Source organism: Parapedobacter sp. SGR-10, assembly GCF_011030405.1.
Classification (GTDB): Bacteria; Bacteroidota; Bacteroidia; order Sphingobacteriales; family Sphingobacteriaceae; genus Sphingobacterium.
The window spans coordinates 1-20,302 of the sequence record NZ_JAAJTJ010000018.1 but is presented as its reverse complement, the minus strand read 5'-3'; the positions used below and the strand labels follow the sequence as shown (position 1 = coordinate 20,302).

Here is a 20,302-nt window from a genome sequence, read left to right as displayed (position 1 = left end):
AAACTATATTAATTTGTCACAACGATAGTTCGCCCATTCAGCGAAACATTCATTCCCCCATCTTTGAAAATCTTAAGCAGTTCGTGAATATCTTCCGAACGTTTTATTTTGCCGACAAAACGTTCATCGGATACCTTACCCACATATTTCACATTGACACTGTACCATCGTGATATTTGGCGCATCAAAGTTTGAATATCCACTTTATCAAATCTAAAATAACCATCTTTCCAGGCAATAGCTTGTTCGATATCACCATTTTGTATTTTCAGATTTGTTCCTGTATTTAGCGCTTCTTCTCCAGGGAGGAGCTTGATGACAGCATTTGCCCCGAAGAGCTGTATCTGCCCGGTAAGCAATGTCGTACGTGTGAATGGTTCGTCACCGTAGGCGTTGACATTAAATGATGTTCCCAAAACTTTGATTTCCTGTCCTTTGGATCGAACTAAAAAAGGTTGATCCTTACGCTTCGCCACTTCAAAAAAGACTTCGCCTTCCATCTCCACCACCCGTTTTTGTTTAGAAAAAACCAAAGGAAATTTGATTTTCGAAAGCGAGTTGAGCCATACCTTGCTTCCATCGGGCAGAATAATGTGGTATGTTCCGCCACGGGGAGTTTCTATGGTATGGTGCTTGTCGGCCAATTCGTCGGGAGATACATCGGACAGATCCAATTTTGAGAGATCATAATGTAGTCTCCCCTTGCTATCATTGACAATGGATACATGATCTTCTGCTATCTCCTCGGCCTGTCCAGAACTGTCCAAGATAATCTGTTCGCCATTGGACAAGGTCAGGATAGCATGGTCACTTCCCGGTTGGACCGTATGCGCAGTTTTGGCAACGGTATCTGTATTGTTGGGTTGCTGCTGAAAAAAATATATTCCCAACCCTACAGCCAACAATATACTTGCAGCCACGGACCACCAAGCATATCTTCTCCAAAAAGATTGATGATGATGAGATATGGCTTCTTCGGCAAAGTTGGACACCATATCTTCCTCCAGATAAAAATCCAGTTCACCCCGAGATAGTAAATCAAAAAACACGGCCAATTCTCTTTTGGTCAGCGTTTTGTTGAGATACCCCTCGACGAGCTTCCTATAGTATTTATCTTCAGCTTTCATGACTACTCCATAAGACGTTGAAGACGCGTACTAGGGTAAGAATATTTTCCAAAGAACTACAAAAAGAATAAAATGAAAGCGGTCGATCCTAAATTTATGTATGATCTCATCTTTCAATCTTTTCATCGTATTGACCATATGGTGCTTTACGGTACTTTTGGAAATGTTCAATTCTTTTGCAACCTCATCATAGGATTTTTCCTGTTCTCTGCACAGATCAAATATCACTTGCGACTTTTCGGGCAGAGACTTCATGTAATTGTCCAAAAATCTAAAGTATTCCTGCTCAGTCACAAACAGCTCCACCTCATTGGACGAAAATTTAAATTCTTTCAACAGATCGTCCGGCATAATCTCCAGTCTGGAGATTTTTTTTAGATAATCCAATGTATGGTTTTTGGCAATTCTATAGAGGTAGGAATTAAAATTGGTCACTTTATCCAAAAACTCACGTTTTTCCCAAAGCTTGACGAACACATCTTGTGTCAGATCTTCTGCAATACTTTCCGAATGCACATATCGCTTGACAAAAACACTCAATTGATAAAAATAGAGATCATACACCTCCATAAAGGCATGATGATCTCCATTTTTGATTTTTGTAGCAAGTGTCTCCAACCTATCCATACATTACTTTTTACGAGGAGGATAATAACTCGCCCTGATCAATTCCGAAATATTGGCAAACGGTTTATCCGGTTTCAAGTATTGCTGCAAAAACTTGTAAGCCTTTAGTCTGACTTCTTTTGCCAGATAACTGTCAATCCGGTCAAAATGGTGCCCTCCAGGTTTATTTTCATAGATCTCATACTCAAACTTTTTGTTATTTGCTTTCAAGGCGCTGATCAAATGTTCTACCTCTTCGATCAACACATCATCATCATTCGTATTGGCATGGATCAGCAATGGGGTTTGCAGTTTATGGGCTTGAAATGCTGGAGAACGTCTACGGTATTCCTTTACATCATCTTTGACCTCTTTGCCGATATGATAATCTGCCGAGAACAGTTTCCTGTAGTCGTCGTCCATATAGCCGAGACGCATCACCAGATCACTGACCGGCACTCCTGCATAGGCTACGGCATAACTCTTCGGAAAATTGAACACATTCAGCAAGGCATGGAAACCGCCATGGCTCCATCCGACAACACCCACCCTCGAACTATCAACAAAATCATAATTTTCGACCATATAATCCCGACAAGCCTTGGTATCGTCTATTTCCAATCCACCATAGTCGATCTTCCGTTGGAAACTCCTTCCATAACCTGTACTTCCCCTGTATTCGGGAGCAGAAACAATGTACCCTTGAGAAATGAACTCTTTGACGATATGATCATTCCCTACCCCAAAGTTGCCATGCACACCACCGTGCACCAATACGATGAGGGGGTATTTTTTGCCCGGATCAAAGTCTTTTGGGATAAAGACGTACGACCAGAATACCAACGGATTGCCTGCTCCTTTGGCTGTTTTGCTTTTGATCTTCGCTGGAGGCCCAGTCATCCGTACTTTGTCCACATAGGCAATCTCTCCAACTTTATTGTACCAGTTCACATCCTCAATCTTCTTGTTAAGCTGATCGAATGAGTAGGACAAATTAGAAACTCTGGTCTGGAGACGCTCTATTTGTTTGAGAAGTTCTGTACTTTCTTGTGAAAATGAAGGGTGTGATATCACCGATATCAATAAGAAAAACAAAATAATTTTATAGGTTTTTAGCATAGCATGTAAGTTTAGGCTAAGTTACTGTATAAAGATAAGACGACCAAACTACAGGTATAGGGTAAAAGTATTTTTACTTTTTTCAAAGCAAACAAGCCTGTCCCTTTTTTGAAAACGAGACAGGCTTGTTTCTTAAACGAAATATCTTTTATTATTTAGTATATCTAAAAATTTCAATGTTCTTTATTTCAAGACTGCTTTCGACAAATTCAAAATCATCCTCGTTGAAAAAGATTCCCGTGATACTCACCAAACCTCCATCTACAAATACCTCAATCGAAGTCTTATCCATATAAACATCCACATCACAAGCAGACTTTGCTATCAGGTTATCCGCGATTATTTTTTTCGGAAAATTGTTGTTGAAAGCAATCAGACCCGTTTCAGAGCGATTCACCGCAAAGTAATTGTGGTTTTTATGGTATTGAAAAGTTAAAGCTTCATTTTTCTTGTTTCCAAAGGTCAATTTAAAATCCCTGGAAAGATCTACGTCCTTTATACTGATCTTAAACGCATTTTTCATTCCCAAAACATTTAGCCTGCTGTCCTTTGCTACGGCGGGAGCAGCTGTTTTAAACCTGGCATTATAGCTATCTATCGGGAAATTCCTGAGATACAGTTTTCCTTCCACTTCGACCAGCGATAGATCGCGTACGGTCGTCATGGCACTCCGCCATTTTTCTGTCGGCACAGCATTGGCATACTGCCAGTTGCTCATCCAACCGATCAATAGGTGTCTGTCTCCTACATTGCTCCAGGTTACACCCGCATAGTTGTCCGTACCCCAATCCAGCCATCTTGTCTCCTTATCATACGATGTAAAGACTTTCCCATCAAAATCGCCCAAAAAATATTGAGTTGCACTGCCTCCATTCGGCCCACCCGGATTGAGACTTACGATCAACACCCACACCTCTTTTCCTTTATAATCCATCTTGAACAAGTCTGGACATTCCCATACACCACCATGCGCACCATAGCCACGGCCAAAATCACTTAGCTTATCCCATTCTTTTAGGTTCTTGGAACCATAGAAGGCGATGCTGTCTCCGGCCGTAAGGCTCATGATCCATTTTGCGCTCTCATTGTGCCAGATTACCTTAGGATCGCGAAAGGCGCTTTTACCTGGATTGGGCAATACCGGATTGCCGCCATATTTTGTCCAGCTCACGCCGTTGTCCAGACTGTAGGCAATGCTTTGTGTCTGCAATCTTTTTCGTCTGCCATCTACACGGGTTTCATGATTTGAGGTATAGAGTGCGATCAAGGCATCCTTCCCGAATCCGGCCGTATTGTCCTTGTCCACGATGGCACTACCCGAAAAAATAGTACCCAACGAATCCGGATACAAGGCTATCTCCCGGTGTTCCCAATCCACTAGATCCTTGCTCACTGCATGGCCCCAATGCATGGGCCCCCATTTGGAACTATACGGGTGATATTGGTAGAACAAATGATACAAACCTTGATGATAGACCATGCCATTGGGATCGTTCATCCAGTTTTCCTGTGGTGTAAAGTGATACAAAGGTCTGAATTTCTCCTCATTCTGACCAAAGGCATTCATCATCAAAAACAACGTAAAAACAAATAAAAAAGCTCTCTTTCTCAACATTATATTTAAAAGTTTAAAGCACGGCATTGTGCCATTCAAAATAATTCAGATCTGTCTGTGTATATATTGGACATCCGCCTTTTTGCGATGTCACAAAAGCCGCTAACACAGACGCAAAATGCAAAGCTTCGCGCATCGGCCGATCCTGTACCTTGGAAGCGATAAAAGCCGCCAAAAACGAATCACCACTGCCAATCGTATCCACGACCTCCACCTTTTGTGCCTGACAGAAATACGTTTCGCCAGCCTCACGGCTCTTATGCATTGCTCCCTTTGCCCCCAAAGTGAGTACCAATTCATTGATCCCAAAGGCTTCCAGAAGATGATCCGTTTGATCACTGACACTGCGTGATCCCTGTCCCAACCAATCGCTGATCAAAGCCAGTTCGTCCTCATTCAATTTCAAAATGTCAGTATAGCCCAATATCTGGAAGATACCCTCCTTTGAAAAATGGGGAGCACGCAGGTTTACATCAAAAATCCGTGTTCCCTTACTCCTTTCCAGGATTTGCACCATGGTATCTCTCGCAACGGCATGACGGAAAATAAGACTTCCAAACACAAGATAATCGACATCTTCCACCAATTCAGCAGGTTTTGGCAATTCCAGATAATCCCAGGCAGTAGGATATACAATATCATATTTCACAGAATGGGTGTCGTCATAGTACACTTCTACCTTGGAGGTAGGTTGTTCTTTGTCCACCTGTACTAAGCTACTGTCTATCTTGTGCTGTGTCAGGAAGTCCACGAGTTCTACACCATCCATATCATTCCCTATACGGGTCAATACCCTTGCCGATACCCCCAACTTATTGAGATGGTAAGCTACATTAAAAGGCGCACCACCGACCATCTTGCCCGTGGGGATCATATCCCACAGCAATTCTCCCATGCACAGGACTTTTGTATGTTGTTTTTCGTGTGTCATTTTGTTTTTTATTGTGTATGTAAAGAGGGCTGTCATCCTGACGGCAGGAAGGATCTAAAACTAATTTAAACACCTTTAGAGATAGATTCCTCCTATCGTCGGAATGACAAATAACGGTAGGGGCATTTTTTTTGCCCCTACAGTCCATCCCTCAATGCAAATTAACCGTATCCATTGCTTCCAAACTCTTTCCTTTGGTCTCTGGCATCATTTTAAGCACATACACCAATTGCAGCACCATACACCCGGCAAAAATCAAAAAAGTATAGCCTCCCCCGATCTGCTCGGTCAAAACAGGAAATACAAAAGTAATGATCGCCGCCAGCATCCAATGTGTCAGGCTACCCAATGTCTGCCCTTTAGCACGAACTTCATTCGGAAATATTTCTGAAATAAACACCCAGATTACTGCACCTTGAGAAAAAGCAAAGAATGCAATGAAAAACATCAAGAAGATGACAATGGCTACTCCATTTGCCAATAAACCTCCATCTCCGGCTTCAAGTGCAAAAAACGAAAATGCAACCAACAATAAGCAAACAATCAATCCTATACTGCCTATCGTCATTAAGGTACGACGTCCATATCGATCGATCACATTGATAGCCAATAAGGTAAACACAAAATTTACTGTACCTATACCGATGGTCGACAGCAAAGAACTTTCCGCACCCAAGCCAGCCAATTCGAATACGCGAGGAGCATAGTAGATAATGGCATTGATACCAGCCAATTGATTGAACATCGCAAAGAGTACAGCCAAAATGATAGGCTTAAAATATTTCTTTTGGAAAAGAGATACGGTAGAGGCTTCTTTGCCCACAGAAGCCTTCTTGATACTTTGAAAATCCGTTTCGAAAGTCACCGGACTGACAGCCTTCAAAATACCCTTTATCTTCTCTTCATCACCACCTTTGAGCCATAGCCACCTTGGGCTTTCGGGCAGAAAGTTGATCAATACCAAAAACAATAAAGACGGAACAGCCATGATGCCCAACATCCAACGCCAGGCTTCTTCGCCTATCCCAGCCAATAAATAATTGCTCAGATAAGCGCACACAATACCCAGAACAATATTAAACTGGAACATCCCAACGAGTTTGCCCCGCTTATGCGGCGGAGCCAATTCCGAAATATAAATAGGTCCTACAATAGAAGAAATCCCCACGCCTACACCTCCCAAAAACCGAAATACCATAAAAAGAACCCAGGACTGTGCAAAAGCAGTTGCCAATGAAGAAACCAGGTATAATGAAGCAACCAGATAAAGCGTGTTTTTCCTTCCCAAACGATCTGATGGTATACCGCCTATCAACGCTCCAAACACTGTTCCGATCAAGGCAATAGACATAGTCAGACCATGTTCATAAGAAGACAGCTTCCAAAGGTGTTGTATGTCTTTCTCCCCACCTGATATGACAGCTGTGTCAAAACCGAACAAAAAGCCTCCCAAGGCAATAATAAAAGTCCAAAAACCGATTTTATTTTTCATGAAATAATTTATATAAGTTTACTGTCCTCCTTGTTGAAAAGGCATAGACGCGCCTGTTTATAATTGTATGTTCCAAAGTTATCCCATTCAACATTTACAAAATAGCAATTTTCAATATTTAAACATGAATTATGTAAACCAATATTAAAAAATCATAACAACATAATAAACAAATATTTATAAAATAATATTAAATCATATATTAACAATTTTATAATTTTATATTTACAATAAGACAAGTATGAAACATCCTTACCTCATCATTACCTTGCTATTACTCTCTTGCCAACCACAGGAACAGCAGTATAATTATACCATAGCTTTTTCCCAATGTATACAAAACGATGTATGGAGAAAAAACATGTTGATCGAAATGAAGAGAGAACTGTCGTTTCATCCTTATATTGATTTTCAATTTTACGATGCCGAAGGCAACAGCAGTAGACAGGTCCAACAAATCGAAGAAATATTAAAAGACAGGGTCGACCTTCTCATTGTCAGCCCTAATGAATCAGAACCTTTGTCCCCTATCGTAGACAAGGCCTATCAAGAGGGTATCCCCGTTATTGTCGTAGACCGCAAAACCGCTACAGAACATTATAATGCCTATGTCGGGGCAGACAATTATCATATCGGCAAATTGGCTGCACACAAGATCAGCGAGGAAATAAAGAAAAATAATAAGCAGTCTGACAATATTATATACATCACTGGATTAACCAATTCTTCCGCATCTATCGAGCGTGAAAAAGGATTATTGGATGGTCTTAAAGAACGTCAAAACTCCCATTCCATTATACGACTACAAGGAGACTGGACACCGCAATCCGCAAAGCATGCCCTATCGACAGTAGACAGGATCACCCTTGAAAACACTGCTTTTATCTTTTGTTTTAATGACCGTATGGGATATCTGGCCAGCCAGTATCTGGATTCCCTACAGCTTGTGCACAAACCCAAAGTCATTGGCGTAGATGGACTACCCGGAGAAGGCAATGGTCTCGATCTGGTCATGAAAGGTATTCTAAACAGTACGTTACACTATCCTACAGGCGGCAAGGAAACCATCCGAACAGCGATCAACATACTACAGAAAAACGATTACAAAAGAAATGTAGACCTTGGCACAATAACGATAGACACGGCGAATGTCCAATTGCTGATCGATCTCGAAAACAAGCTCAACGAACAATACCAGGATATCGACAAACAACAGGTCATCCTATCCGAGCTCAAAAGCATCAACAAATTCGAAAAATACAGATCCAACATTTTCCTACTCTTGCTCATTTTTTCGTTGATAGCCATCGCTGCGATCTTGTACACTTTGCACAACCTCAGAAAATCAAAAGCTATTATCAGTAAAAACAATCAATTGATCACTTTGCAGAATAAGGAACTCGAAAACCTGAACAGCAGACTCAATAACAGTCTGGAAGAACGAACCAACTTATTTAAAAATTTGAGTTATAGTCTGAGCAACCCTATCTCGTTATTGTTCTCTTCTCTGAAGGAATTGCAAAAGAAAGACGAAAACCAAAGCATTGTCCGCAGCCGCACGATCAATATCCTACAATCCGTATCCCATAGGCTCAACAATGTATTCACAGACATCAAAAACTTAGAGGATATACACAATCAGGTTGCCGTAGACACAGAAAGCACCAACCTTTCTACTTTGTTCAATCAAATCACCTATCAGCTTTCCGGTCTCATCCACGAAAAGAACCTCAAAATAACCATAGACAACAATCTCCATACAAATGAGATCATCGTCAGCAAAAAGTGGATCGAAAGAGCACTGTACAACTATATAGAATACCTATTGAACATTTCCCATCCCGGGGGCATCATACATTTCAAACTCAGCAGTATCCTCTCGGACAACGGCATACAACTAAAAGTAACGGTAGGACCATTCTCCTCACAGGAACTCGAGCGGGCCAAACTCGACAGCGACCTTAAACTGGGTGTGGGAATTACGTTTTTTCAGGATGTCATCAAGCAGCACCAAGGGAAAATAGCCTACCGATTTGAAGAAAACTTTATTGCCTTTGACATTACATTCTATGCATTTTCATCCTTGCAAAATAACTTAACAACAAAAAACAACAAAAAAATCGATTATAAAGCCGAAGTTTTGGAGGATGACGAAAACGGCATCATGCCATCCTCAAGAAGGGTCAACATGTTGTACATAGACAGCGACAGCACCTGGACAACTTGGATAAAGAGACATTTCCAAAGCAGATACAACGTCCATATCGCCAACAATTTTGACATAGCCAGACAGAAAACCGAAGAACAGCGTTTTGATATTATCCTATCCGAACACAAAACCATGAGTACCAGCTACCACGATTTTATTAGGTATATAAAAAGCACATCCGACCATGCTACGACAACGTTTATCCTGTTTACCAATGATACAAACAATGTCCATAAAGAGCAGGCCTTCAAAGAATGCTGCGATTTGTACCTATTGAAAAGCGATGGATTGGACATTCTAGAACATGCCATTACATCTTTGGAAAAAAACAGAAAGGCACTTGTCAACAAGCATCTGAAAATATCGGACCGGGATATATTCCTTATCGAAAATGCCCGTACACGTACAGATCACGATGCATTTATCCAAAAGACAAACAGCATCATCGAACAGCACATCGTAAACAATAAATTTAATGTCAGCGAACTCGCTCGATTATTGAACATGTCCAGGGTAAACCTATACAATAAGTTCAACGAAATATTCCAGGTCAGCCCCTCAGACTATATATTGGATATCCGGCTCAAAAAAGCATCGCACCTACTGAAATCTTCTCTCACCGTTTCAGAGGTGGCCTACCAAAGCGGCTTCTCTTCTCCGGCTTATTTCACCAAGGTATTTACAGCAAAGTTCAACCATACCCCTAAAGTATACCAGAGGTTGCATGTGTAAATACGAATTATAAACACGGCTAGTGCACCCATTGTTAGCGCACGAATCCTTTCGTGTGCTTGTTTATCGAGGCACGCGAAAGGATTCGTGCGCCAGCTCATAGACCTCAAAAGGAATAGAAAAACTTCGAGAGCTTATACAAATAATATCCCTGTTTTTTCCTACTTTTGCTGATTATTTGAAAAACCCACAACAATATGAGTAGTGTATTATCCGAACAGGAACAGCAACGCAGGCACAACCTTCAAAGCATCATCGATTTGGGCATCGATCCCTATCCTGCTGATGAATTTGTGGTCAATGTCACTGCTGCCGATATATTGGAAAACTATGAAAGAGATAAGCTAAACTACAAGAATATCCGTATCGCCGGTCGTATCATGAGCCGACGTATCATGGGTAATGCCTCTTTTATGGAATTGCAGGATTCGACCGGACGTATCCAGATCTACCTCAAACGGGATGACCTGTGTCCAGGTGAAGACAAAACATTCTACAATACTGTATTCAAAAAACTACTCGATATCGGCGATATCGTGGGTGTAGATGGTTATGTATTCACGACACAGACCGGAGAAATATCCATACACGCCGAAAAATTGACGATATTGACCAAGTCCCTGCGCCCACTTCCGGTGGTCAAAGAGGCCGATGGCAAAACCTATGATGCATTTACCGATCCAGAGCAACGTTACCGGATGCGGTACGTGGATTTAATCGTTAACCCACAAAACCGGGAAAGATTCATTAAGCGCACGAAACTATTCAATGCCATGCGTACGTTTTTTAACGACGCTGGTTATATGGAGGTAGAAACGCCTGTCCTCCAAGCTATCCCCGGAGGTGCAGCGGCACGTCCATTCATTACACATCACAACGCTTTGGATATCCCTTTATATCTGCGTATTGCCAACGAGTTATACCTTAAACGACTTATTGTCGGAGGGTTTGACGGTGTGTATGAATTCTCCAAAAACTTCCGAAACGAAGGTATGGACAGGACGCATAATCCAGAGTTTACCGTCATGGAGATATATGTGGCGTACAAGGACTATAACTGGATGATGAGCTTTACGGAACGCTTACTCGAACACTGTGCTATTGCAGTCAACGGCACAAGCAAGGCTGTATTCGGCGAACATGAGATCGACTTCAAAGCCCCTTACCCACGCATCACGATGACGGACGCGATCAAACAGTTTACCGGCTTTGATATTTCGGGCAAGTCCGAAGAAGAGATTCGTACTGCTGCAAGAGAAATGGGTATAGAGGTCAATGAGACCATGGGCAAGGGTAAGCTCATCGACGAAATTTTTGGAGAGAAATGTGAAGGTAACTTTATACAACCGACCTTCATCACCGACTACCCTATAGAAATGTCACCATTGACCAAAAAACATCGAAGCAACCCGGAACTCACCGAACGTTTCGAGCTTATGGTCTGTGGCAAAGAAATTGCCAATGCCTACTCAGAGCTCAACGATCCTATCGATCAGCGGGAACGATTCGAAGAACAACTCCGTCTCTCAGAAAAAGGGGACGACGAAGCTATGTTTATCGATCAAGATTTCTTGCGTGCATTAGAATACGGTATGCCTCCTACATCTGGTCTAGGCGTAGGTATGGATCGCTTGATCATGTTCCTGACCAACAATGCTTCTATACAGGAAGTGCTGTTCTTTCCGCAAATGAGACCGGAGAAAAAAGAGCCTTCCGTAGAACTCACTGTAGATGAAAAAACTATTTTGGCACTTCTATCTGAAGAACGAGCCACACTTATCGAAGTAAAGGAACGTTCGGCGCTAAGCGGTAAAAAATGGGATACAGCGACGAAAAGTCTACGCCAACAGAATCTTATAGATATTGTGATTGAAGGCGACAATAAGTATATAATGAAAAAAAGGTAAGGTGCTGAGCACCTTACCTTTTTCTTAAACCTCAAAATGAACGACCTGTTCGGTTAAGAGCAGATCTTCTTCGGCCTCCTTATCCATCCTTTTCCAAGTCATGTAGCCATGTACTTGCTGTCCATCGGACATGATGGGCTCCACTGTCTTTTGGAACAATACATCACCCTCAAAATCGACCTTTCTCACCTGTTTCGTTCCTTCCCACAAAGGGAAAGATGATGTATCGATAAAACAAGTTACATGGGCATAGTTAGGGTCTACAGTATACTTTCCACTGAAAGCCATATAACCTTGAAGGCTCCTTACATTGTTTTTATCTTCAACCCTACTTATTTCTTCAGAAGCCGAAAGCTGCAAGGACATAAAGCCATCTTGACCATACAACAAAAGTCCTTTAGGCGATTTACCCAATGGGAAATACGAATCTCCACCGCGTAGAGGGATTTCGATATAAGAAAGTAAACGCCATGATCCTATTAATTCGTTTTTAAGTGTGCTCATATTACCAGAGGTTGTTGTTTATCTATATAACGTTCGGAACAAAAAAATATTCTGTCATCGTAATATCAAGTTTTCATTTGATCTCCATCCGAACCCTATCGCAGAACTCGGCTCGGTTTTTGCTGCTATGTATCAAACAAACTAAACAATAGTGATATGAAAGGAACTTATTTAACCTTTGTGGTCTTGATGATCCTTACGGTAGTCTTACTTTGCGCAGCTACTTATATAGAATAAAAAAAAGATGGGTAAATATAAAACCTTATAATACCCTAAGCTTCACCTTCGGTAATTCATCTTTTGAAAAATCGATCAGATAACCATTCACCACAGCATATTTGATGTCTCCCTGCTTGGTACCGATAAAGAAATTGGCTGTACCGCCCAGATCAACTGTTTTCGTGAGGTAAAACTGTCGCTGTGTAAAAAGTAGAATAGGCCAATTGTGCAATGCATCCTCCCTATTCGGAGCTGTCATCTGAACAGGAATAGCCAGTATTCCGCTTTTCAATGCATTCAACACCGCATTCTCATCAAGAACGTTACTACGCGCTATCGCTTTATTTGCTATTTTGCCCTCCATAAAAACAAGCCCTTCAGCATCCACTTCATCATAACCGAACAATTCTGGTAAATCGCCGATATCCTCAACCCTTCCTCTCACATAGTAATCCCGACCTACCGTAATCTCATCGCGACGGATAGCAATATCAGTCTTATAGGTGACCCCATCCCTCGTCAATTCAAGATTTCGGATCACGACATCATGCAATTCAGAAGCATTGAAAGGGATATCCTCATAATCTTGGACAGCATACTGTTTGTAACTGCCTTCGGCTATTTCGATCAGTGCATTTAAGATAATGATAAAGTTAAGCTTCCGAATTTCCTGCTTTTCCGGATCACCTTTTAGTCCGCCAGATTCAATTAAGACTGTACTGGCATTCCACATTTGAAAATTGTCCCCAAAACCTCTAGGTGTATGGGCGTCATCATATTTGGCAACTGCATTAGGGATATACTGCTGTAGCAAACGGTTCATTCCGGCGATGATCTGCATAGCACCTGCCCTTACCTCATTGATTTCCCTTTCGTAGTTATATGCCGGAGCCAACAAAGATATCGTGACGGGATTTTTGGTATTCGGCACATTGTAATAAATATTCTGATCGTGCAGATTGAAACCATAGTTCGGTTTGATTTCCTGTGCGCGCTTTTTCAACAAAGTACCCTCTACGGTCTGTGTAGCGCGGGCATCACGATTCAGGTCTATGCTCTGTGCATTGCGACGTGTGTATAGTTCGGCACCATCCGGATTCAGCATGGGGATAAAATGGAGATTCAGCTCCCGTGCCAACAGGTCACGGATAGGTTCACAACCGTCGTCTTTGCCTTCCAAAAAATTAAAAAGGTCAAACAGCGCCATCGTCGCGGTAGGTTCGTCTCCGTGCATTTGAGACCACAACATGACTTTTTTGTCTCCTTTTCCATATTCGACTTCATAGATAGAACGTCCCTGTACAGAAGCACCGATCTGCGTAATGTTCAATAGAGCGTTATTTTGGTGCTTCTTAATTAGGGAATCCACATCGCTATGTTTAAACCGGCGATGATATAGAGCCTCTTCCCGGTAGGTGGCGTGTATAGTACTAAATATAGACGTATCCAATTTCATGGCATCTGAATAATCTTTTGTATGTTTTTTTGTCATGCCGGCTTCCTGACAAGCCATGGCCATCCCCACAAGTATTACAAAGAAGACAAGTTTCATCGTAGTGCGATTTTTGTTCAACATTCATTCGGCCAATATTTGCACTCAACTGCATCTTATCTCTATCGAATAGCAAAAATTGGTCATGATGATACAACCAATTTTCGAGCCAAACATCTTATCTGTCAAACAGCAAACGATGGCCCGAACCCACTTCAAGGATTTGTCCATTGGAATAAGCCAGATTGCCGGACACTAACGTGTGTACGACAGTCGAGGAGAATGTATGGTTTTCAAAAGGCGACCAGCCACATTTGGAAAGAATATTTTCTTTGGCTACTGTATAAGGTCTATTCAGATCCACCAACACCAAATCCGCCCAATAGCCTTCACGAATAAAGCCCCGCTGCTCGATCTGAAAACAAATTGCCGTATTGTGTGCCGTTTTTTGCACCAGTTGCTCCAACGTCAATTTTCCCTGCCGTACCATATCCAACAAAGCCTGCAAAGCATGTTGCACCAAGGGGCCTCCCGAGGGGGCCTGCAGATAAGGCTGTTCTTTTTCCTCACGGGTATGTGGAGCATGGTCCGTAGCGATCACATCGATGTGTCCATCCAATACCGCTTTCAGTATCTGCTCCCTATCCTGTGCGGTCTTTACGGCCGGGTTCCACTTGATGAAGTTTCCTTTGGTCTTATAGTCCGCATCCGAAAACCACAGATGGTGCACACAGGCTTCGGACGTAATACGTTTTTGCTCCAAAGGAATTGTGTTGTCAAACAATGCTGTCTCTCGTCCGGTAGAGATATGCAGGATATGCAACCTTGAGTTGTTTTTTCGCGCCAGTTCCACAGCCTTAGACGAGGAGAGGTAGCACGCTTCGGCCGAACGTATCAAAGGATGCATTTCTATACCAATATTGTCTCCATACTGCTCCTTGAACCGAGCGAGATTGGCCTGTATGGTTGCTTCATCCTCACAATGCGTAGCAATCAGCGTAGGTGCATTGCGAAAAATATTTTCTAAAGCCATCTCGTTGTCTACTAACATATTGCCTGTGGATGAGCCCATAAAAACCTTGATACCGCACACATCCCGGGGGTTCGTTTTCAATACCTCGTCTAGATTATCGTTGGCCGCTCCCATGAAAAAGGAATAATTGGCCAAAGAGGTATCCTGCGCAATATCGTACTTGTCCTGCAAAAGTTTTTGGGTCAGTGTATTGGGTACGGTGTTGGGCATTTCCATAAAAGAGGTCGTCCCACCAGCCACAGCCGCACGGCTTTCGGTAAAGATATTGGCCTTGTAGGTCAAACCCGGCTCACGAAAATGCACTTGGTCATCGATCAGTCCGGGCAACAGGTGTAGGCCTTCTGCATTGACCTCCCTATCCGCACTGCGGTCGATCTGTGCATCTATCTGCTCAATACGGCCACCCTTGACATAGATATCCAAAACCTGTGTAGTACCTTCATTGACGACTTGTGCATTTTTTATCAGTATTGTAGACATAGAAAAGTATAAGTAATAACTAGGACAAATATAAAATTAATTGAAGGATTTGGCGATTTTTTAAAGCCTGATATAAACAGACCGATCAAAAATTTGCCCACTTTTTATTTTTTAGTTAACTTCGAACTGAGATTTAAAGTACACCTCCCAAAGCTGAATAATACGGATCTGAGTATGGTTAAGGATATAGTTGTGTTGATTGCTGAAAACAGAGAGACGGCATTTACCCTGCTCTACGATAAGTATTGGGCTATCGTATTCCGACAGGCTTTTGCAAAGGTAGGTCATGAAGATGTCGCAGCCGATCTTGCCCAGGAAACCTTCACGATACTATGGAAAAAACTGGATGAAATACAGGACATCGAATCCTGTAAAGCTTTCCTTTTTGGGGTTTTACGAAACAAAACCTTGCAATATTTCGAAAAAAACAAGGCCTATTTTAACCGTATCTTCGAAATCAACCAGCAACAAGAGCAAATCCTTGTCTCAGCACACGAATTGCTTGTAGAAAAAGAAACAAGAAGTCTCATTCAGCAAGTCATCGATCGTATGCCAGAGCAGATGCGCAAGATATATCTCTTAAAAAAAGAAGAAGAATATTCTATACAGGAAATCTCCGATCAGCTTTCCCTCTCTCCACAAACAATCAAAAACCAACTCCACTCTGCCTACAACAGACTTAAAAAAGTCATTTTCAACGGTAAAAATTATTTCTTATAGTTTTTTTCTCGCTGAAATCGAAGTTATTCTTTAGCCATCCTTTGAAGTCTACCGCAATGTTTTTTGATGTGCAAATAAAATAGGAATAGTTTTGTAAATCCTTAAATTTGCGGGGTATGTCCGAAACAAATCGTATAGAATACAAACAAGAACTCACCAAAGAATTAGAACTTGAAAAAGAGGTGGTTGCTTTCCTGAATTATAAGGAAGGTGGGATTGTTTATATTGGAATAGATAAATATGGCATGACGTGCGGTGTTACCGATGCAGACGGGGATATGCTCAAAATAAAAGATCGTCTGAAGAACAATATCCTTCCTTCGTGTTTGGGGCTGTTTGATGTCGTTTCGGAACAACGAGATCATAAAAATGTGATCAAGATAGTGGTGGCGAGCGGAGCGGAAAAACCGTATTACATCAAGAAATACGGTATGTCCGAAAAAGGCTGTTTTATCCGAACAGGGACAGCCGCCGAACCGATGCCGCAAAAAATGATTGACGATCTGTTTGCCAGGCGTACCCGTAATTCCATTGGAAAAATCAGGTCGAACCGTCAGGATTTGACGTTTGAGCAATTGAAAATTTACTACAATGGACAAGGGAAAACACTCAATCAGCATTTTGCTACAAACCTGGAATTGCTGACCCGGGATGGCGAATACAATTATGTAGCCTATCTAATGGCAGATGAAAACGGAAATTCTATCAAGTTTGCAAAATATGATGGCACTACACGGGTTAACCTTATTGAGAATAAGGAATTTGGCTATTGCTCGCTGGTAAAAGCAACTTACAGCATTTTGGATAAGCTGGAGGTAGAAAACATCACACATACAAAAATCACTTCTAAACAGCGGATCAATCAACAAACGTGGGATACGACTGCTTTACGTGAAGCTGTGCTGAACGCATTTGTACACAATGACTATACCACCGAAATCCCCCCAAAATTTGAGATTTTTGATGACCGGATCGAAATAACTTCCGCAGGATTATTACCCGACGGATATACCGAAGAAGAATTTTTTGAGGGCATATCAGCACCCCGTAATAAGGAACTCATGCGAATTTATCGGGACTTGGAACTGGTAGAACAGTTGGGTTCCGGTGTACCACGTATTTTGGAGGCCTACGACAAAAGTTGTTTTAGGTTCTTTCCGAATTTTATCCGTATGACCTTCCCCAAATTTGTAGGTGGTCAAGTAGGTGGTCAAGTAGGTGGTCAAGTAGGTGGTCAAGTGAATAAGATATTCCTTACGGAAAGACAGAAGGAAGTGTTGGATATGATAAAAGAAAACCCGGCTATTTCTCGCAGCCAGTTATCGTCCAAACTGGGAGTCAATGAATCTGCCATACAGAAACATATTGATGCACTGAAACAAAAAGGAGTAATTGAACGAGAGGGTGAAACTACTGGCTATTGGAAGATATTGAACGTATAGTCGGTCAAACCAAATAATTCAAAAATATCCGTGTAAATCTAAAAAAAACCAACACCGAACTTTTTTTATTTTTCGTATAGTACTTTTTGTCTTCCGGTCGGATTATATAGGCAAAGACACCTAATATTTTGAAAAAAGAAAACCTATACAACCTCTTAAAAAAGTACAATGCAGGTCAAGCTACAGATGAAGAAAAGAAACTCATCGAGCATTGGTACGAGCATTTGCAAGTTCCGTTACAGGAACCCGATGAGATGATTGTTCAAAACAAAAAAGAACAGACATTCCAACATCTACAGCGACAAAATATGCCTTCTGGGCAATCAGCAAACCATACACGTCCAATCTATCGATGGATAAGCGCGACCGCTGCCATCGCTGCGCTGTTACTTGTAGTCACTTATCCCTTGTATAAGAAACAAGATAAGCAGCAGGACACCCAACAAATGGTCACAAACCAATCTATTCCTCCAGGAAGTACCAAAGCCGAACTCATCCTGCCCGATGGTAAGCGCATAGATGCAAGTACATTGGATGAAAAGGAAATCCAGGAATTGTACAGCACACTCGCGGCAAACCAGGCCTTTTCTCCATCAGAAGAAGCAGACAAAAGATACGAGCTCATTGTTCCCAAAGGTGGCGAATTCAGATTTGTATTGCCCGATGGCACAAAAGTGTGGATGAACGCCCATTCCAAACTTTCTTTTTCCGCTTTTGACCAAAAACCCGAACGACGTGTTTCACTACAAGGAGAGGCCTATTTCGAAGTCGCAAAAAACAAGAATAAACCTTTCTATGTGGACACGAAAGATGCACAGGTCAGGGTATTGGGCACACACTTCAATGTCAGAGCTTATGAAAACCAGACCCGAACCACTCTTATCGAGGGTAGCGTATCCTTTTCCAATCAACAGGAAAGTATCGTGCTGACACCGGGGCAATTCGCAGAAAACAACAATTCTACGTTAAAAACAGGTATAGCAGATATTTCTAGAGAAATCGCCTGGAAAAATGATGAATTCTACTTCAAACAGGACAATATCAAATACATCACCAATCAGCTCGAAAGGTGGTACGACATAACCCTGGAGTTTGACAAGAACATATCCATGCAAACGGGCTATACAGGCCGTATAAAACGCACGGCTACACTACAGGAGGTCGTAGAGATGTTGAACTACGTCATGGACGTCAAGATGGAAATCAAAGGAAACAAACTTTTTGTGAAAAGGAAGTAGGTCGAGACAAGGGCTCATAAATTATGAAAGTATCTTTTTTAGTACTTATTTCATTTTTACTACTGATACACACTCCTGCTTTCGGACAGCGGGTGTCCCTATCCGTACGTGAAGCCACATTAGAGCACGTCTTGGACGAAATATCCTCGCAGACGAACTCCCTCTTTCTATACAAAGACAACCTCATCAAAAATATCAAAGTTTTGTCTTTTCAAGTCAAAAACGCCCAACTCACCCATGTACTGGACAAGCTATGTCAACAATATGGCCTAGATTATCGGATAATAGCCGGCACCATCACTATATTCAACAAAGAAACACCTCTGGACGGCACCTCCTCGAATCAGAAAAAAGTGCTGACCGCACATGGAAAGGTCGTCTCAGATCCGGGAAATATTCCAATGGTTGGGGTTACGGTAAAAAACGCTGACCGCAGTTTGTCTACCATGACAGACAGTGCAGGCCATTTTACCATTACCGGAATACATGGAGATAAGATATCGTTCCAACATATAGGCTATGTGACATATATCTTGGTTTTGGGCATCGACAATATGGACGAGGTGCTATTGAACAACAGTGTACAAACACTTAGCGAAGTCGTAGTGACAGGCTATGGGGACTTGAATAGAGAAGAATATTCAGGTTCGGTTACGGTAATGACTTCCGAAGATATTGCCGACCGACCGATCAGCTCTTTCGAGCATGTATTTGGAGGAAAGGTACCGGGACTCGTTGTTTCCAGCTCTGGACAGCCGGGAGATATCGCCGAGGTACGCTTACGAGGTTTTGGATCCATGAGCTCTTCGAACCAACCGCTGTATGTCATCGATGGAATCATCTTTGACCAGGACAATACCTCTGGACATAGCAATGCCGTATCCAGTCCGATGGCGATGATCAATCCGGCAGATATAGCCAACATCACCGTATTGAAAGATGCCGCTTCTGCCTCACTCTATGGATCTCAAGGTGCCAATGGGGTTATCGTGATTACCACCAAACAAGGGATACCGTCTAACCGTATGAGATTCGGACTGTCGGCCCAGAGCGGTGTGTCCAATATATTCTCTGCCGTGAAACCTGAATTTGTAACAGCAGAACAGTACAAGGAGCTATGGACCGAAGGGCAGATGCACCGATTGATTCAAGCCCAAGGAGGTGATTTTAAGCAAAATCTCGACAACCTATACCACAATAAACTTGGTTATTTCCTAGATGGTCTCAACTATTACCAATGGCATAAACTGGCACAACAGGATTTCAACAACTATTACGCCTTGCAAAAACCAGACGGCACCTACTACGATTATGATTTTTGGGGTGACGATGCAGACAAATTGCCCAACACCGATTGGTTTGATGAGATCACACGTACAGCCAAATTTCAACAGTACAATTTGTCCATGACAGGGGGCAGTACAAATCTCAAATAT

15 protein-coding genes are annotated in these 20,302 nt (G+C 42.1%); 6 read left to right on the top strand and 9 right to left on the bottom strand.

Features of this window, described 5'->3' with window-relative positions; genetic code table 11:
- Window positions 1–8: 8 nt before the first annotated feature.
- The 6 genes from G5B00_RS12705 to G5B00_RS12680 form a co-directional block, all read right to left on the bottom strand.
- A complete protein-coding gene (locus G5B00_RS12705; RefSeq protein ID WP_163875872.1) occupies window positions 9–1,127 on the bottom strand; it encodes a FecR family protein in 1,119 nt (372 codons plus the stop codon).
- Window positions 1,128–1,157: 30 nt separating this feature from the next.
- The gene (locus G5B00_RS12700; protein ID WP_163875871.1) at window positions 1,158–1,754 is read right to left on the bottom strand and encodes an RNA polymerase sigma factor; all 597 of its coding nucleotides are present in this window, start codon (window positions 1,752–1,754) and stop codon (window positions 1,158–1,160) included.
- A 3-nt stretch (window positions 1,755–1,757) separates the two neighbouring features.
- Window positions 1,758–2,852, bottom strand: a complete 1,095-nt coding sequence (locus G5B00_RS12695; protein ID WP_163875868.1) for an alpha/beta hydrolase family protein — start codon at window positions 2,850–2,852, stop codon at window positions 1,758–1,760.
- A gap of 151 nt (window positions 2,853–3,003) precedes the next feature.
- On the bottom strand, window positions 3,004–4,467 hold the full coding sequence (locus G5B00_RS12690; protein WP_163875865.1) for a glycoside hydrolase family 32 protein: 1,464 nt from the start codon (window positions 4,465–4,467) through the stop codon (window positions 3,004–3,006).
- Between the two features lie 13 nt (window positions 4,468–4,480).
- Window positions 4,481–5,398: a carbohydrate kinase family protein gene (locus G5B00_RS12685; RefSeq protein ID WP_163875862.1), complete on the bottom strand. Its 918-nt coding sequence runs from the start codon at window positions 5,396–5,398 to the stop codon at window positions 4,481–4,483.
- A gap of 151 nt (window positions 5,399–5,549) precedes the next feature.
- A complete protein-coding gene (locus tag G5B00_RS12680) occupies window positions 5,550–6,890 on the bottom strand; it encodes a sugar porter family MFS transporter (protein WP_163875858.1) in 1,341 nt (446 codons plus the stop codon).
- 241 nt (window positions 6,891–7,131) lie between these two features.
- Between G5B00_RS12680 and G5B00_RS12675 the strand changes: the two genes are divergently transcribed.
- The gene (locus G5B00_RS12675; RefSeq protein ID WP_163875856.1) at window positions 7,132–9,831 is read left to right on the top strand and encodes a substrate-binding domain-containing protein; all 2,700 of its coding nucleotides are present in this window, start codon (window positions 7,132–7,134) and stop codon (window positions 9,829–9,831) included.
- A 197-nt stretch (window positions 9,832–10,028) separates the two neighbouring features.
- Window positions 10,029–11,738, top strand: coding sequence for a lysine--tRNA ligase (gene lysS / locus G5B00_RS12670; RefSeq protein WP_163875853.1), 1,710 nt, complete (start codon window positions 10,029–10,031; stop codon window positions 11,736–11,738).
- Window positions 11,739–11,762: 24 nt separating this feature from the next.
- Here lysS and G5B00_RS12665 read toward each other — a convergent pair whose 3' ends face one another.
- The 3 genes from G5B00_RS12665 to G5B00_RS12655 form a co-directional block, all read right to left on the bottom strand.
- On the bottom strand, window positions 11,763–12,242 hold the full coding sequence (locus G5B00_RS12665; RefSeq protein WP_163875849.1) for a lipocalin-like domain-containing protein: 480 nt from the start codon (window positions 12,240–12,242) through the stop codon (window positions 11,763–11,765).
- Window positions 12,243–12,504: 262 nt separating this feature from the next.
- Entirely contained in the window at window positions 12,505–14,013 is a 1,509-nt protein-coding gene (locus G5B00_RS12660; RefSeq protein ID WP_240894484.1) for a M14 family zinc carboxypeptidase, read from the bottom strand.
- 118 nt (window positions 14,014–14,131) lie between these two features.
- A complete protein-coding gene (locus tag G5B00_RS12655; RefSeq protein WP_163875846.1) occupies window positions 14,132–15,466 on the bottom strand; it encodes a dihydroorotase in 1,335 nt (444 codons plus the stop codon).
- A gap of 174 nt (window positions 15,467–15,640) precedes the next feature.
- Here G5B00_RS12655 and G5B00_RS12650 point away from each other — a divergent pair, with 174 nt between their 5' ends.
- The 4 genes from G5B00_RS12650 to G5B00_RS12635 all read left to right on the top strand — a co-directional run.
- A complete protein-coding gene (locus tag G5B00_RS12650) occupies window positions 15,641–16,186 on the top strand; it encodes an RNA polymerase sigma factor (RefSeq protein ID WP_163875843.1) in 546 nt (181 codons plus the stop codon).
- A 116-nt stretch (window positions 16,187–16,302) separates the two neighbouring features.
- Window positions 16,303–17,628 (top strand): ATP-binding protein, encoded by a 1,326-nt coding sequence (locus tag G5B00_RS12645; protein WP_163875841.1) that lies wholly within the window; start codon window positions 16,303–16,305, stop codon window positions 17,626–17,628.
- Window positions 17,629–17,756: 128 nt separating this feature from the next.
- On the top strand, window positions 17,757–18,866 hold the full coding sequence (locus tag G5B00_RS12640) for a FecR family protein (protein ID WP_163875840.1): 1,110 nt from the start codon (window positions 17,757–17,759) through the stop codon (window positions 18,864–18,866).
- Window positions 18,867–18,889: 23 nt separating this feature from the next.
- A partial coding sequence (locus G5B00_RS12635) for a SusC/RagA family TonB-linked outer membrane protein (protein WP_163875838.1) occupies window positions 18,890–20,302 on the top strand: 1,413 nt, incomplete at its 3' end.

Coding starts and splice junctions, on each gene's coding strand:
- G5B00_RS12705 (WP_163875872.1), bottom strand. CDS start 1,127: ATGAAAGCTGAAGATAAATACTATAGGAAGCTCGTCGAGGGGTATCTC.
- G5B00_RS12700 (WP_163875871.1), bottom strand. CDS start 1,754: ATGGATAGGTTGGAGACACTTGCTACAAAAATCAAAAATGGAGATCAT.
- G5B00_RS12695 (WP_163875868.1), bottom strand. CDS start 2,852: ATGCTAAAAACCTATAAAATTATTTTGTTTTTCTTATTGATATCGGTG.
- G5B00_RS12690 (WP_163875865.1), bottom strand. CDS start 4,467: ATGTTGAGAAAGAGAGCTTTTTTATTTGTTTTTACGTTGTTTTTGATG.
- G5B00_RS12685 (WP_163875862.1), bottom strand. CDS start 5,398: ATGACACACGAAAAACAACATACAAAAGTCCTGTGCATGGGAGAATTG.
- G5B00_RS12680 (WP_163875858.1), bottom strand. CDS start 6,890: ATGAAAAATAAAATCGGTTTTTGGACTTTTATTATTGCCTTGGGAGGC.
- G5B00_RS12675 (WP_163875856.1), top strand. CDS start 7,132: ATGAAACATCCTTACCTCATCATTACCTTGCTATTACTCTCTTGCCAA.
- lysS (WP_163875853.1), top strand. CDS start 10,029: ATGAGTAGTGTATTATCCGAACAGGAACAGCAACGCAGGCACAACCTT.
- G5B00_RS12665 (WP_163875849.1), bottom strand. CDS start 12,242: ATGAGCACACTTAAAAACGAATTAATAGGATCATGGCGTTTACTTTCT.
- G5B00_RS12660 (WP_240894484.1), bottom strand. CDS start 14,013: ATGAAACTTGTCTTCTTTGTAATACTTGTGGGGATGGCCATGGCTTGT.
- G5B00_RS12655 (WP_163875846.1), bottom strand. CDS start 15,466: ATGTCTACAATACTGATAAAAAATGCACAAGTCGTCAATGAAGGTACT.
- G5B00_RS12650 (WP_163875843.1), top strand. CDS start 15,641: ATGGTTAAGGATATAGTTGTGTTGATTGCTGAAAACAGAGAGACGGCA.
- G5B00_RS12645 (WP_163875841.1), top strand. CDS start 16,303: ATGTCCGAAACAAATCGTATAGAATACAAACAAGAACTCACCAAAGAA.